General features: G+C 38.2%; 17 protein-coding genes and 1 pseudogene. 14 read left to right on the plus strand and 4 right to left on the minus strand.

All coding sequences use genetic code 11. From position 1 onward, the window contains the following. Positions 1-115 precede the first annotated feature (115 nt). The 14 genes from G7B20_RS04510 (at position 116) to G7B20_RS04575 (ending at position 11,832) form a co-directional block, all read left to right on the plus strand. Positions 116-778 carry an epoxyqueuosine reductase QueH gene (locus G7B20_RS04510; RefSeq protein ID WP_164108822.1) on the plus strand — a complete coding sequence of 221 codons (663 nt, stop codon included), beginning with the start codon at positions 116-118 and terminating at the stop codon, positions 776-778. A 69-nt stretch (positions 779-847) separates the two neighbouring features. Then, positions 848-1,390: a YceD family protein gene (locus tag G7B20_RS04515; protein ID WP_164108823.1), complete on the plus strand. Its 543-nt coding sequence runs from the start codon at positions 848-850 to the stop codon at positions 1,388-1,390. A gap of 16 nt (positions 1,391-1,406) precedes the next feature. Beyond that, positions 1,407-1,598, plus strand: a complete 192-nt coding sequence (gene rpmF, locus G7B20_RS04520; protein WP_079641208.1) for a 50S ribosomal protein L32 — start codon at positions 1,407-1,409, stop codon at positions 1,596-1,598. 103 nt (positions 1,599-1,701) lie between these two features. Next, complete coding sequence (gene plsX, locus G7B20_RS04525) at positions 1,702-2,640, plus strand: phosphate acyltransferase PlsX (RefSeq protein ID WP_079641206.1); 939 nt, start codon at positions 1,702-1,704, stop codon at positions 2,638-2,640. Between the two features lie 6 nt (positions 2,641-2,646). Then, a complete protein-coding gene (locus tag G7B20_RS04530) occupies positions 2,647-3,636 on the plus strand; it encodes a beta-ketoacyl-ACP synthase III (protein WP_164108824.1) in 990 nt (329 codons plus the stop codon). 145 nt (positions 3,637-3,781) lie between these two features. Beyond that, entirely contained in the window at positions 3,782-4,273 is a 492-nt protein-coding gene (gene accB / locus G7B20_RS04535; protein ID WP_164108825.1) for an acetyl-CoA carboxylase biotin carboxyl carrier protein, read from the plus strand. Between the two features lie 150 nt (positions 4,274-4,423). Next, positions 4,424-5,779, plus strand: a complete 1,356-nt coding sequence (gene accC / locus G7B20_RS04540) for an acetyl-CoA carboxylase biotin carboxylase subunit (RefSeq protein ID WP_164108826.1) — start codon at positions 4,424-4,426, stop codon at positions 5,777-5,779. 80 nt (positions 5,780-5,859) lie between these two features. Next, positions 5,860-6,726 carry a twin-arginine translocase subunit TatC gene (gene tatC / locus G7B20_RS04545; RefSeq protein WP_164108827.1) on the plus strand — a complete coding sequence of 289 codons (867 nt, stop codon included), beginning with the start codon at positions 5,860-5,862 and terminating at the stop codon, positions 6,724-6,726. A gap of 22 nt (positions 6,727-6,748) precedes the next feature. Further along, positions 6,749-7,180 carry a ribose 5-phosphate isomerase B gene (rpiB, locus tag G7B20_RS04550; RefSeq protein WP_164108828.1) on the plus strand — a complete coding sequence of 144 codons (432 nt, stop codon included), beginning with the start codon at positions 6,749-6,751 and terminating at the stop codon, positions 7,178-7,180. 40 nt (positions 7,181-7,220) lie between these two features. Beyond that, on the plus strand, positions 7,221-8,792 hold the full coding sequence (locus G7B20_RS04555; RefSeq protein WP_164108829.1) for a M28 family peptidase: 1,572 nt from the start codon (positions 7,221-7,223) through the stop codon (positions 8,790-8,792). A gap of 144 nt (positions 8,793-8,936) precedes the next feature. Beyond that, positions 8,937-9,848, plus strand: a complete 912-nt coding sequence (locus G7B20_RS04560; RefSeq protein WP_164108830.1) for a DnaJ C-terminal domain-containing protein — start codon at positions 8,937-8,939, stop codon at positions 9,846-9,848. 1 nt (position 9,849) lies between these two features. Further along, positions 9,850-10,125, plus strand: a complete 276-nt coding sequence (locus G7B20_RS04565; protein ID WP_164108831.1) for a chaperone modulator CbpM — start codon at positions 9,850-9,852, stop codon at positions 10,123-10,125. A 247-nt stretch (positions 10,126-10,372) separates the two neighbouring features. Continuing rightward, positions 10,373-11,116 carry an SDR family NAD(P)-dependent oxidoreductase gene (locus G7B20_RS04570; protein ID WP_164108832.1) on the plus strand — a complete coding sequence of 248 codons (744 nt, stop codon included), beginning with the start codon at positions 10,373-10,375 and terminating at the stop codon, positions 11,114-11,116. Between the two features lie 32 nt (positions 11,117-11,148). Further along, on the plus strand, positions 11,149-11,832 hold the full coding sequence (locus G7B20_RS04575; protein ID WP_164108833.1) for a phosphoribosylaminoimidazolesuccinocarboxamide synthase: 684 nt from the start codon (positions 11,149-11,151) through the stop codon (positions 11,830-11,832). A 63-nt stretch (positions 11,833-11,895) separates the two neighbouring features. Here the strand turns inward: G7B20_RS04575 and G7B20_RS04580 are convergent, their stop codons facing one another. From G7B20_RS04580 to arfB, 4 genes and pseudogenes are all read right to left on the minus strand, one after another. Further along, positions 11,896-12,735: a hypothetical protein gene (locus G7B20_RS04580; RefSeq protein ID WP_164108834.1), complete on the minus strand. Its 840-nt coding sequence runs from the start codon at positions 12,733-12,735 to the stop codon at positions 11,896-11,898. A gap of 13 nt (positions 12,736-12,748) precedes the next feature. Beyond that, positions 12,749-14,773 (minus strand): M56 family metallopeptidase, encoded by a 2,025-nt coding sequence (locus G7B20_RS04585; RefSeq protein WP_164108835.1) that lies wholly within the window; start codon positions 14,771-14,773, stop codon positions 12,749-12,751. A gap of 37 nt (positions 14,774-14,810) precedes the next feature. Beyond that, entirely contained in the window at positions 14,811-15,179 is a 369-nt protein-coding gene (locus G7B20_RS04590) for a BlaI/MecI/CopY family transcriptional regulator (protein ID WP_164108836.1), read from the minus strand. 128 nt (positions 15,180-15,307) lie between these two features. Continuing rightward, positions 15,308-15,673 (minus strand): annotated as a pseudogene (arfB, locus tag G7B20_RS04595) (alternative ribosome rescue aminoacyl-tRNA hydrolase ArfB); the annotation flags it as partial. Positions 15,674-15,677 lie beyond the last annotated feature (4 nt).

The raw sequence follows: 15,677 nt of genomic DNA on the forward strand, positions 1-15,677 counted from the left end.
CAGGAAACAGCTTTCCCAATTACCTAACGAAAACGAAAGAGCAATCGCCACAACAACAATAAACTTTATAATGTAGAGAGTTTTCCGTAAAATTGCAATCGGGAAGAAAATAATCATGGAGAGTACTAAAGAATTCAACAGGGAAAAACTAACGTTACCCAAAGACGGCAAGAAGCTGTTATTACACTCTTGCTGTGCACCTTGTTCTGGTGAGGTCATGGAGGCATTAATTTCCTCCGATATTGACTTCACTATTTATTTTTATAACCCCAATATTCACCCAAGGAAGGAATACGACATCCGTAAGGACGAGAACATTCGGTTCGCAGAGAAACACAATATTCCATTTATAGACGCCGATTATGATGTAGATCATTGGTTTGAATTAGCCAAGGGCATGGAACATGAGCCTGAAAAAGGTATCCGATGTACAATGTGCTTTGACATGCGCTTTGAAAAAACTGCGGAATATGCGGCGGCAAATGGGTTCGATGTCATATCAAGTTCTCTTGGAATATCCCGTTGGAAAAACATGGAACAGATTAATGACTGTGGTTTACGCGCTGCTTCACGCCATCCCGATATGGAATACTGGACATTCAATTGGCGCAAAAAGGGGGGGTCAGCCCGTATGTTAGAAATCAGTAAACGTGAGAAATTCTACATGCAAGAATACTGTGGCTGCGCGTATTCACTTCGTGACACCAATAAATGGCGCATGGCCAACAATCGTGAAAAGATAGAACTAGGCACAAAATACTACGGAGATGAGGAATAAAATTTATTTCACAAAATAATTGCATCCTTGATTTTAAAACATTAATTTTGCAGGCTCAAATACAAGATTTTGAAGTATCTAAAACAATATAGAATACCCTTTTCAGGGCTTGCTGCAGGGAAACATGATTTTGACTTTGAGATTGACAACAAGTTCTTTGACTGCTTTGAGCATTCATTAGTAAAAAAAGGAGATCTTATTGCTAAAGTATCACTACAGAAGCAAGAGAGCATGCTAATCGTCAATTTCGATATTAGCGGAAAGATCTCGCTAATATGCGATGTTTGTTTAGCGGAGATTCTATCTCCAGTTCATTTTTCGGAACGAGTAATTGTGAAATTTATCAATGAAGAGTGGGCTGATGACACGGAAGAGGTCATTGTCTTAAACAAGACGGATCATGAATTAGACATCGCTACACTACTATATGAATACATCAACGTCCAGGTTCCTTACTATGCTAAATGTAGCGAACAAGGCGAAGATGCGATATGTGATCCTGAAATGTTATCAAAAATCAGTGGAACAGTAGACGCAGAAGAAGAATCCGTGACAGAAAATGAAAGTATTGACCCCCGTTGGGCCGCATTAAAGAATATTAAAAACAATTAAAAAAACATAATACGAGATGGCACATCCAAAACGTAAGACTTCGAAATCAAGAAGAGACAAAAGAAGAACACATTATAAGGCTGAAAAACCTACATTGACAGTATGTAAAGAAACAGGTGCAGTACACGTACCTCATAAAGCATATGAAGTAGATGGCAATTTATACTACAACGGTAAATTGATTATCGAGAACACTGCTGCTGTCTAAAAAATATCTTTTAAAAAACATCCCAAAAAAGCTTAATTATTTAACAATTTGCTTTAATTTGGGATGTTTTTTGCGTATTATTGATTTAGAAAAATAATAACGGATGAAGATTGGATTAGACGTCTTAGGTGGAGATTATGCTCCCAATTCCACAATTCTTGGTGCTATAGAAGCACAAAAAGTTCTTAAAAACGATCAACGTATCGTGTTGTTCGGAGACGAAGAAGATAGCAGAAATCGGATAATAGAAGCTGGAGTAGATCCACTACTATTTGATTACGTGCATGCTCCGGAAAACATTTCTATGCATGAACATCCTACTAAAGCTATCACCCAAAAGCCTAACTCGAGCGTAGCTAAAGGCTTCGAGTTATTAAAAAATGGGGAGATTGATTCTTTCTCTTCTGCGGGAAATACTGGTGCTATGCTTGTCGGAGCTATGTTCAGTGTAAAAACTATCCCTGGAGTATTAAGACCAGCAATAGCAACAAATGTTCCTAAACTCAAAAATGGTTATGGAATTCTTCTTGACGTTGGAGCCAATGCAGATTGTAAACCCGAAATGTTAAATCAGTTTGCCTTACTAGGCAGCTTGTATTCTGAACATGTATACGGCGTACAAAATCCAAAGGTTGGCCTCTTGAACATTGGAGAAGAAGAAGAAAAAGGAAACATTCTAACAATATCGACCTATCCCCTACTAAAATCAAACCCCAAAATCAATTTTATAGGTAACGCAGAAGGACGTGATTTGTTTACAGATCAGGCTGATGTATATGTATGTGATGGATATACGGGCAATGTTGTTCTAAAATTAGCCGAATCTTTCTATGTAGTCACATTGAAAAAGGGCTTTAAAGATGACTTTTTTGACAGGTTCAATTATGAACGATACGGTGGAAGTCCAATATTAGGTGTCAATGCTCCAGTCATTATTGGTCATGGTATCTCTACACCTGAAGCAATAAAAAACATGGTATTACTATCCAAAGATATGATCGAATCAAAATTCATTGACAAGATTAAATCTGCTTTTAACTAAGATAATATGTCTAAAATTCATGCAGCTATTACGGCGGTAAATGGGTATGTTCCGGAATATATATTAACAAACAAGGAACTAGAAACAATGGTTGATACCAATGACGAGTGGATTGTATCACGGACTGGTATCAAAGAACGTCGTATTCTAAAGGGTGAAGGACTTGCAACCTCCGATTTAGCAGTCCCTGCTGTCAAAGGATTGCTTGAAAAAAGAGGAATCACAGCTGAGGATATCGACTTAATTATTTTCTGTACAAGTACCCCTGACATGTTGTTTCCAGCTACGGCTAATATTCTAGCTGATAAAATTGGAGCTAAGAACGCTTGGGGTTACGATTTACAAGCCGCTTGTTCAGGTTTTTTATTTGGATTAACGACTGGATCACAATTCATTGAATCGGGCAAACATCAAAAAGTTTTGGTCGTTGGGGCAGATAAAATGTCCTCAGTGGTAAACTATAGTGATCGTAATACCTGTATTCTTTTTGGAGACGGTTGCGGTGCAGTACTATTAGAGCCCAATACAGAAGGTAATGGCATACAAGACACGATCTTAAAAACAGATGGTTCAGGCGGTCAGTACTTAAATATAAAAGGAGGAGGCTCACTAAATCCGGCATCGCATGAAACTGTTGAAGCAGGTTTGCACTACGCTTATCAAGAGGGAAAGACAGTATTTAAATTTGCTGTTACAAACATGGCCGATGTAGCTCACGAAATCATGGTACGTAATCAGCTTACTGCCGATGATATCGCTTGGCTAGTACCGCATCAAGCAAATAAACGCATTATCGATGCTACAGCTGAACGAGCGGGGCTTCCGGAAGATAAGGTAATGGTAAATATCCATAAATATGGTAATACAACCAGTGGCACCATTCCACTTTGTTTGTGGGAATGGGAAAGTCAATTAAAAAAAGGAGACAACTTAATTCTTGCGGCATTTGGTGGAGGGTTCACATGGGGCTCTGTATATTTAAAATGGGCCTATTAAAAGTTACCCATTTTGCTAAAAATATTACTATTACAAAAGTCATAACAACTTTCACGACTGTTGGCAATTCAATAGAATCATAAAAGTTTTTATGTATCTTTATACGCTATTTTAAAAATTATTTAAAAATAAAACCTACTGAAGTATGAGTATGGATATCAAACAAATTCAAGACCTGATCAAATTTGTTTCTAAATCAGGAGTGAATGAAGTATCGATTGAAGAAAAGGATTTCAAGATCACAATAAAAACGAATCAAGAACCAACTTATGTTACAGCATCTTTACCTGCTGCTGTGGCTCCCGCTATTGTTCAAGGCGCACCTGCAGCCGCAGCTCCAACAGCGACACCGGCAGCGGTAGTTGCTACGACTCCTGCAGCTGACGATGAATCTCATTTCATTACCGTAAAATCGCCAATGATAGGTACTTTTTATCGTTCCTCAGGTCCAGATAAGGCCCCATTTGTTAATGTAGGCGATGATATCACACCTGGAAAAGTAACTTGTATTGTTGAAGCAATGAAATTGTTCAATGAAATCGAGTCAGAAGTATCGGGTAAAATTGTAAAAATATTAGTGAACGACGCTCAACCCGTCGAGTATGATCAGCCTCTTTTCTTAGTTGATCCAAGATAATCTCCAGCTGCTTAATTAAGCAGCTTTTTAAATTTAAAAACAACTGGAATATCTCCCCTAACATTAGGGATTTATTCCGTTTTTTCTAAATAAAAACTTCTACGAAACTGCGTAATAATACACAGTTAATTGTTCATCAAGTTATTCACTATGTTCAAAAAAATATTAATAGCAAATAGGGGCGAAATCGCATTACGTATCATCCGCACTTGTCGCGAGATGGGAATAAAGAGTGTAGCTGTATATTCAACCGCAGACAGAGACAGTCTTCACGTAAGATTTGCTGATGAGGCAGTTTGTATTGGACCTCCAGCGAGTAAAGACTCTTATTTAAATATACCAAATATTATTGCAGCGGCAGAGTTAACCAATGCAGACGCAATACACCCTGGTTATGGATTTTTATCTGAAAACGCAAAATTCTCAGCTATCTGTGCTGAATATGGCATTAAATTTATTGGTGCTACAGCGGATCAGATTGAAAAGATGGGCGATAAAGCTTCCGCAAAAGATACGATGAAAAAAGCTGGTGTACCTACGGTACCCGGTTCAGAGGGGCTTATACCCGATGTAAAAACGGGTATTGCGTTAGCCAAAGAAATCGGTTATCCTGTTATTATCAAAGCAACTGCTGGAGGCGGTGGCCGTGGTATGCGTATTATTTGGAAAGACGAAGAATTTGAACCTAACTGGGATTCCGCACGTCAGGAAGCTGCAGCTGCTTTTGGTAACGATGGTATCTATTTAGAGAAATTTGTTGAAGAACCACGTCATATTGAAATTCAGGTAATTGGGGATCAATACGGCACCGTATGTCACCTTTCTGAAAGAGATTGTTCTATCCAACGCCGTCATCAAAAATTAGTTGAGGAAGCTCCCTCCCCTTTCATCACACCTGAGTTACGTGCTCAAATGGGTGAAGCGGCAATCAAAGGAGCACAGGCCGTTAAATATGAAGGGGCAGGTACTATAGAATTCTTAGTGGACAAACACCGTAACTTCTATTTTATGGAGATGAATACACGTATTCAAGTAGAGCATCCGGTTACTGAAGAAGTTATAAACTTTGATTTAATCAAAGAACAAATAAAAGTAGCAGCAGGTATCCCTATTTCGGGAAAAAGCTATGAGCCTACGATGCATGCTATAGAATGTCGTATAAACGCCGAAGATCCATTTAATAACTTCCGTCCTTCTCCGGGTAAGATCACAAACTTTCACTCTCCAGGAGGTCATGGTGTACGTGTAGATACACACGTCTATGCAGGATATACGATCCCTTCTAACTATGACTCAATGATTGCTAAGTTAATATGTGTAGCTCAAACAAGAGAAGAAGCCATAAGTACGATGGAACGCGCTCTGAGTGAGTTTGTCATCGAAGGAGTTAAGACTACCATCCCATTGCACCTACGGTTAATGCGTGATCCTAATTTCAGAGCAGGTAATTTTACCACCAAATTCATGGAAACTTTTGACTTAACGGAATATCCAGACGAAGATTAAACGTAAAATTTTTGTTTTATATTAAAAGATACCATTCTTATCCCAAAGAATGGTATTTTTGTTTTCATATAAGTACACATATGTCCAGTAAAAAACTAATCGACGCTATTAAAGAAAAAGGAAAGAATATAGAAGCCGAAATGTCATTCTTTGAACATTTGGAAGTTTTACGGTGGCATATCATCCGTTCTGTGATTGCTATCGCCCTATTTGCCATCCTATCGTTTACTTTCTACGATTTTGTATTCAATCAAATCATTATGGGGCCAAAAAACCTTGACTTTTGGACCTATCGTATGATGTGTAAAGTTGGAGATTTGATGAATTTAGATGGCTTCTGTGTAGAACGTATCCCTTTTAATATTATCAATACAGAGTTAGCTGGACAATTTATGCTACAAATAAACTCCTGCTTACTGATGGCTTTAGCATTAGGGTTTCCTTATCTCTTGTTTGAAGTCTGGTTATTTGTAAAGCCTGCCCTAACAGATGTAGAACAACAGTCTGCACGAGGTTTTGTCTTTTATGCAACAATGCTCTTCGTAATAGGTGCTCTGTTTGGCTATTATATAGTAGTACCTTTATCGGTAAATTTTCTTGCAAATGTATCACTAAGTCAAGAAATCACCAATCAAATCACGATAGATTCTTACTTATCGACGATAGCTACTTTGACACTAGGCTGTGGTATCGTATTCTTACTACCTATCCTAATTTTCATTCTTTCTAAACTGGGATTAATGACTCCACAGTTTATGCGAGCTAGCCGTCGTTATGCTGCCGTCATCATCTTAATTATCGGTGCTATCATAACACCTACTGCCGACATTATTACATTGCTGACAGTTAGTGCGCCGATGTTTATCCTATATGAGTTGAGTATCATGGTATCGGCCAATGTTAAAAAGCAAAAAGACCTAAAGGAAAAAGAATTTTATAACAGTTAATGTTGAACAATATAATACACTTATGAAAATAGCGATAGGAAGCGACCACGCTGGATTTGATTATAAAACGGAGATTATCCCCTACTTAACCGCCTTAGGTTACGAAGTACAAGATTTTGGACCTACGACGGCTGATTCTGTAGACTACCCTGACTTTGCACACCCTGTCGCAACGTCTGTAGAAACTCAAGAAAATGAGTTAGGCATTTTGATCTGTGGAAGTGCCAATGGTGTAGCCATAACAGCTAATAAACATCAAGGAATCCGCGCGGCTATAGCTTGGCAAAATGAAATTGCAGCACTAGCCCGTCAACACAACAATGCTAATGTTATATGTATTCCTGCACGATTTATAGACCTTGCTCTGGCAAAAAAAATAGCACATACCTTCTTAACAACACCGTTTGAAGGCGGTCGTCACGCTAATCGCGTAGATAAGATTGCTTGTTGCTAAACCCGTTTTAATAACAGTCATCAAAGATAGTTATACACATATGAAAAGATTATTTTCAATTTTATTCATTATACCTGCATTGTACAGTTGTAGTTTAGCGCAAGTACAAAAAAAATACGCAGAATTAATAACGGAAGAAAGTTCCAGAAAACATCTGACCATATTAGCAAGTAAAGAATTCGAGGGAAGAGGCACAGGACAAGAAGGTGGTCGGAAAGCAGCTAATTATATAGCGGACCATTTCAAGTCCTATGGATTAACTCCTATAGTAAATGGCAACTCCTACTTTCAACCAGTATCCTTATTAAAGATAGGCTATAATGTAACTAGTTTTGTATTGGATCAAACTGCTTTGGAAAATGGAAAAGACTTTTTCGTACAGGGCGACAATGATTTTTCCAAATTCGAATCTCAGGAAATTGTTTTTATAGGTTACGGCTTACAACACGAAAATTATAACGAACTCCAAGGCACAGATATCAAAGGCAAGGTGGTACTAGTCATTAATGAAGGAGAGCCATTTGATAAAGCAGGAAACTCACTCCTAACGGGCACAAAGTCGAAGTCAGACTGGTCTAGCAGCCGATTCAAAAGAATACAGGAACTTATCAAATTACAACCTAAGCTTATACTGGCGACCAATTCTCAAGTTTCCGATATGATGGATAGGATGAAAGGCCGATTGACTTCCGGACGTATTGCATTAGATAATGGCAATAATAACCGTATGCTTACGCAACCCATCCCTGTGGTTAATGTTAGCGAAAAAATTGCTGATCAGATTTTAAGTAAGGCCAATAGCTCGATTACTAAATTTAAAGCCCAAGCATCTTCACAGGTCCAAAAATCTTTAGTTATAAATAATAAGTTAAAGGCCGAGATGGGCGTAACTAAAGACAAACTGGACGACCCTAATGTATTAGGGCTTCTCGAAGGATCAGACTTAAAAGAGGAGGTTATAGTGCTCTGTGGACACTACGACCATGATGGCATTTTACCTGACGGCACTTTCTTTCCTGGTGCTGATGATAACGGTAGCGGGACAGTGGCCATTCTAGAGCTAGCACGCGCTTTTGCAGCTGCTAAAAAAGAGGGTAAGGGGCCTCGTAGAAGTATTCTTTTTATGGGGTTGGCGGCAGAAGAGAAAGGGCTTTTGGGGTCAAAATTCTACGTAGAAAACCCAATATTACCCCTTCAAAACACAGTAGCCTGTATCAATATTGACATGATCGGACGAATAGATGACAAGCACCTAAACGGCAACCACAACTATCTACATGCGATAGGGCTAGATAAACTAAGCTCGGAGCTCCAAAGTGTAACTGAAAAAGCGAATAAAGATTTTGTCGGAATCGAATTAGATTACTCTTATAATGATCCTAATGAGCCTATGCGACTTTATTACCGATCTGACCACTACAACTTCGCAGAAAAAGGAATACCTTCGGCATTTTTCTTTTCAGGTCTTCACCCCCATTACCACACACCGGAAGACACAGTCGACAAAATTGATTTCCTGATGATGGTAAAACGTGAAAAGCTAATCTTCCATACCACTTGGGAAATAGCAAATAGAGCAAAAAGACTTGTCGTAGATAGTAATAAAAAATAAAAGATTAAGATAAAACAAAGAAGCCCGATTGGAATTCCAATCGGGCTTCTTTGTTTTCAAATAACGCCAATATCCTCCTTTAGTTTGGATATTTTACAAACAAAAACACTTCTACTTCGTTATAGAATTAATTAACATAATCAAATGGCATTTGTAGACTATTATAGCACCTTAGGAATTGACAGATCGGCAAGTCAAGAGGATATTAAGAAAGCTTATCGAAAACTCGCGAGAAAGTATCATCCCGACCTGAATCCGGATGATGAGGCTGCAAAAAAGAAATTTCAAGAGATCAACGAAGCTAATGAAGTTCTGACAGATCCTGAAAAAAGGAAAAAATATGATCAGTACGGCGAGCATTGGAAACACGGTGATGAATATGAGCGCGCACAGCAACAGCAAGGATATACATCGAGAGGTTCTGGACAACAAAATCCATTTGAAGGCTTTGATTATAATGGAAACTATGATACTGGTGAATACTCGGACTTCTTCGAACAACTATTTGGTTCTAGGTTTGGAGGAGGACGAAAAAGTTCTTACAAAGGACAAGACTATAATGCCGAGGTGGAATTAACGCTTCAGCAGGCAGGTACTACACATCAACAAACATTTACCGTTAATGGAAAAAATATTCGCTTCACTATTCCCGCTGGGGTTCAAGATGGTCAAAAGATCCGCCTGAAAGGGCAAGGTGCTGCTGGTCTAAATGGTGGTCCGAAAGGAGATCTTTATATCACTTTCCACGTTGCTCAAGATCCACAGCTGACCCGAAAAGGGAATGATCTATACAGTAAATTGGAAATTGATCTTTTTACCGCTTTACTTGGCGGAGAAGCAATTATAAATACTTGGAATGGAAAAGCAAAAGTTAATATAAAAGCCGGCACACAAAACGGGTCAAAAATAAGACTAAAGGACAAGGGATTCCCGGTTTATAAAGAGGAAGGCAAATTTGGCGACTTCTACGCCGAAATAAATGTAAAAATACCAACTGATTTAAATGATGAACAGCGGAAACTATTTGAACAAGCAGCCGCTTTAAATAAAAAATAATATGGAAGTTACTTTATTCAAAATTGTTGATATATGTCGATCTAATAATATCGAGATAACCTTTATCAAAGAACTACAGCAAAGCGGCCTAATAGATATTACCGTGATTGAGAGTCAAGAGTTTGTTCCGGAAGATCAAGTTGCCCAGATTGAAAGATATTATAATTGGTATTACAATTTAGAACTCAACGTCCAAGGAATAGAAGTCGTACAGCATCTCTTACAGAAGATTGAATTTCTTCAGCACGAAATAAAACTTCTAAAACGATCACACTAGCGTCTTCACAGTACTGTAAATCTTTGTTCTTTTTTTCCTATTAGCGTCATAATCAACCATCAAACCGAGATCCGAGTATCTTATCAAGTATATATTTCTTAAATTGTATATATACATAAACAAAGAAAAACCATGAACTATCCATGTAGCAGTTCTGAACAAACACAAATGAATGTAATTACTTCGTGAACTCGTTACACTCGGTTTGGATATTCCATATGGCAGATGAAAATTGAATTAAACACATATGAAACAATTAGAAAACAAGGTAGCCATCGTCACCGGTGGTGCCTCGGGAATAGGTAAAGCTATTGTCGAGATCTTTATCAAAGAGGGAGCTAAAGTGGTAGTCTCTGATTTAAATGAAAAGGCTGGGAATGAATTTATAAATAATTGTGGCGGCAACCATACTATTTTTGTCAAAGCTGATTCTTCTTCACCAAAAGATAATGAGAAGATTGTAGAAGCTGCTATCGCTAATTTTGGGGCATTACACATTGCTGTTAACAATGCCGGTATTGGCGGAGAATCCAATCCCGTGGGTGATCTTTCTATTGATGGCTGGAATAAGGTTATTAATATTAACTTAAATGGTGTATTCTATGGTATGCATTATCAATTGCCAGAGATTGCAAAAGTGGGTGGTAGTATCATTAACATCGCATCTATACTAAGCTCCGTTGGATTTATGAATGCAGCGGCTTATGTTGCTGCCAAGCATGGTGTGCTGGGCTTAACTAAAACAGCTGGTTGGGAATACGCCACAAAAGGTGTGCGTGTCAATGCTATAGGACCTGGGTTTATTGAAACACCGTTAATCGAAAATGCACTCGATAATGCCACAAAAACATACTTGGCAAGCCAACATGCCTTTCAACGCTTAGGTAAGCCCGAAGAAGTCGCTGAACTTGCATTATGGCTTGCTACAGATAAATCTTCTTTCGTAACAGCTTCCTATTATCCGGTTGATGGAGGATATTTGGCAAAATAGTACTAAATTGCGCGCTTAAAACTTAACCTGTCATGCAATTAATCTATAAAGGTAAGACGAAAGATGTCTACGATTTGGGTAACAGCCAATATCTATTAAAATTCAAAGATGATGTCACTGGTGAAAACGGTGTCTTTGACCCAGGAGCTAACACAGTAGGATTAACTATTGATGGTGCTGGAAAATCTGGTTTAAAAATGACCAAGTACTTTTATGAATTATTAAATGGTCTTCAGATTCCTACTCATTTAATAGCTGTTGATCTGGATGAGGTAAGCATGATCGTCAAAGAAGCACAAGTCTTGGGTAAGGGATTAGAAGTGATTTGCCGTTACAAAGCAGTAGGTAGTTTCTACAGACGCTATGCAGCATATTGTACCGAAGGTCAAGACCTAAATGGATTTGTAGAGGTTACAATCAAGGACGATGAGCGTGGAGATCCGGTTATTTCGGAAGATGCTTTAGAAAACCTTGGAATCCTAAGTAAAGAACTATACCAAGAGCTGAAAGCCTTGACGGTCAAAATATGTGATATCGTGAAGACAGAACTTGCAAAGAAAGGGTTGGAGCTGTACGACATAAAGCTAGAATTTGGATACGATAAGACAAACAAACAAATTATTCTAATCGATGAAATATCTGGAGGCAACATGCGCGTTTATAAAAACGGCACTTACATTGCCCCCTTAGCATTAGAAAAAGAGTTTTTATCTTAAAAAAATAAGAGCTGGTTTTATTAAAACCAGCTCTTATTTTTTGTCTATACGTGTAGGATTAGATCAATTATCAAAATGCAATGTATCGCGGTACAGTACATTAAATTTAGCATCTTGATATTCGACGTAATACTTGCCAGGGCATAATTCCAATTGCAGTTTCTTCGCTTCACCAGACTTAAAAATTTGAAAATACTGGATTCCTGTATTTCCATTTAAGAAATCGATATAGACTTTAACATAGTTAATCTGATCGATTGTTCTGAAATCCAATTTAGGTTCGATACTTACATTTTTCCTTTTCACGTCGTCCTCACAGTTCGATATCTGCCACTTCAAGCTATCAGTATTTTTTTCCTGTAACCGTTGTGCATTAATACGGGCCAAATAGTCTATTTTGCAAAAGCGACAATTTAGATGTTGCTCGGTACTTATGTAATAGATCAAACTCAGACCAGCCTGGTCTTTATAAGGAATATAAACATGACGGACATCTAATCTTCCGCTCTCCAGGTCCTTCTGAAAATAATGAGCATTTTGATAATCCTTTTTTTCATATCCATCCAACTTTTTCACACCATTCTTGTGGTATAAGGCAATAAGATGATATCTCGGACTAGACTCTGGTACCGCAGAAAACAACAGTCGGGTACCTTTCAGATCTACATCGACAGATTTCAAAATCCTCATGTCTTCTTCGTAGGTTCCAGCTATTTTCAATCCAGATTTTCCGCCATTAAATGGCTTCAAATCCATGTACAACCAGACATTCGAATTCTGCAAATGAGTATTAAAGTATCGGTCTACATCTTCAACAAACACTCCACCTTTTGCAAAATGAGGAGATCTGCAACCCGATAAAAGAATCAGAAAAAAAAATAATAGTATCCCAAATCGAATCATAAATTTTCCTATCCTAATTTGTTCTACTCACTCTCATATTTCCCCCTCTTAATCCCGAAATTCTCACATGCCCCTCCCCATCTACAATCGAATATTGAACAGGTAAAACATAAGACGTAACCGTCCTTTTCCCATCTATTATACCAGGATTCCATAGTCCATAACTTTTAGCAGCGGAGATAACATCATTTGCCATACCTGCATGTGCTTCTATAAGAACCTTAAAATTACCCAATTCTCCGCTTGGCAATACGTCAAAGCCCAACTCGACCAAGGTACTCTCGTGCTTCAAGCTCTTTAATACAGCAGGAAAATTAATTTTATTAGCAACACTCGTCATAAACTGCTTCATCCCTCCTTTTGGTTCTGGTGATACCTCTACACGTTCATTATTTGAACGAACGGCCCCATTACCGGCTAAATTTAAACCAACCCAAGCCCTAGATTTCTGCTTGATACCATCTTCTTCTTCAGGAATCCACTTTGTATTCTTCAACAAATTGACAAAGCGAGACTTAAAGTCTTCATCAAGCTCAGACCTAACAGCAAAATTAGAAAGGGAACCATCTGAAGCAACATCAAAGGTCGCGGACATATAAGGATCTAAATCATCAGAGGTCAATTTTCTTGGCGATTTATACGCGACTACCAACCAATCCTGAAGTCTGTCATATCCTATTTCTGGCTTTGCTCGATAAATCTTCTTTTGTTGCCCCATGGCGGTTAAATCTAGACGTATAGGTAAGACATACGCTACTCTAACCGCTGTTCCATTCTGAACTCCCGGAGACCATCTGGCAGACTTACTCAATAAGCGCACAGCAGCATCACCTGTGTCGTGACCTATATCTTTTGTAATTTTAAGATCGCTTAGTGCACCGTCCTTCTCAACAATAAAAGACACCAAAACGATCCCTTTTACTGCAGCATCTAAGGCAGATTTTGGGTATTGATAATTCTCAGCGATCCATCTACGGAAAGCTACCATTCCCCCTGGAGGTTCAGGTTGGATCTCAACAGATTCAAACAGCTCAGTACTGCCTTCCAGAATCACAGCAGCTTTCTCCTGACTATTTTCTACTTCTCGGATTTTTCCACCCTTTTTTAAAGTATCCTGTATTACAAATACTTCGCTTTTCCCATTGAAAATGGTTCCGGATTTTTGTTCGCCTATCAGAAAATCAGCATCGACTATTTTAGATTCAATATCCGCCACCACAGCTCGGGCTCTACTCGTATTGAATATCAGTGTTGAACACACTACAATAAGTAAAACTGGGATCCCTGCCAGATAAAACAACTTATTCTTATTTGATGATTTATTTTTAAACAACATCATAATTCTCTTTTTTAAAAATGAATGATTCGAAAAACCATGTACCAGATGACTTGGATTAGTACGCATTGCATGCGCAACTAATAACTCTGCATAGGCTACTTTGTCTTGCGAACAAATTTCATCAGCAATGCACTCATGCTGAAACTTTAACTCTTTACGAATTAGATAAACTATGGGGCTGAACCAATTTAAAACACTAACAATTTCTACCAAAAGGATATCATAGGAGTGTCCTTGATCTACGTGAACCTGTTCATGATCGCCTATCATCTTTTCATTCTGAACCTTACTTCCCAGAAATACTTTCCGAAAAAAAGAAAAACTGGTGTACTCGTTTCGAAAATGAAAGGCCTTTCTGACTTTTATTAAACGCCAAGTTAATAGTAATACGCCAACGAAAACACCTACCCAATAGAAGATCGATAACATATCCAACAAACGATACGACCGCTCGTTGGAAGCATAAGGGATATAGTCCACATCTATAACCTCTTCTAGATTCACAACGGGGAGTATCTGTTCCTCTACAGAAAACCCAGAAAGATCAACAAAGAGTCCTATTGGGATCAATAAGGGCACCATAACAATGCCCAATAGATACACACGATTCCATTGGAAAAAAGTTAATTTACGGAAACAAAGATGGTATAATCCAAACCCGATACCCATCGCGATGTTTACTAGGAGTAAGTAAATCATAAATCTTTAAGTTTATAGTCAAGTAGCAATAGGATTACTACCTGTGCTTATTGATCAACGTCAATATTTCATCTAATTCTTTTACATTCAACTTGTTCTCTTCCAAGAAATAAGAAAGCATACTTTTGGGAGAGTTATCGAAATATCCATTCAACAACTTGCCCGCAACAATCCTTTTATAATCTTCTTTTTGAACAACCGGAATATAGCGATGGCTTTTGCCAAACGCTTGATGATCCACAAAACCCTTGGTCTCTAAGATCCTGATAATAGTAGAAACTGTATTGTATGCAGGCTTAGGTTCAGGTAATCGATCGATTATTTCCTTCACAAATCCACCCTCCATCTCCCAGAGCTCCTGCATGATTTGTTCCTCTGCTTTAGTAAGTTCTTTAATCTCGTCCATAATACTATTTATTAATAAAGACACGTCTGTCTATAATCGATTATGAATCTAAGTTAAAACTAAATTTTTAGTTTTACAACTATTTTTTTAGTTTAAGGAAGAGAAAAGTTACCGCATATCTATCGAAATCAATCCATACGCCATCTTCGGCTGGATTTCTTATCGGATTGCTTTGTCTTCCGATCTAAACGAGCCAGAACTTTCGCTCGTGGTATCTTCGTAGGAATACGCTTTTTTGTAGGCATCAGTGCCTTTACAAGCAAATCAAACAACCGCTCAACTGCTATTTCCTTATTTGCCAGTTGACTCCTACTTTTAGAAACGTCCAACTGCAATAATCCATCAGCATATATACGATGGGCTAACTTGAATTGAATGATGTCTTTCTGTACGGAGGAAAATATTTTAGAGTTTATGACATCCCACAATAAAGTCACTTTGGTTTCTACCTTATTCACATTTTGCCCACCAGCCCCCCCCGAACGAGATGTCTTAAAT

The organism is Sphingobacterium sp. xlx-96 (genome assembly GCF_011007365.1).
Taxonomy (GTDB): domain Bacteria; phylum Bacteroidota; class Bacteroidia; order Sphingobacteriales; family Sphingobacteriaceae; genus Sphingobacterium; species Sphingobacterium luzhongxinii.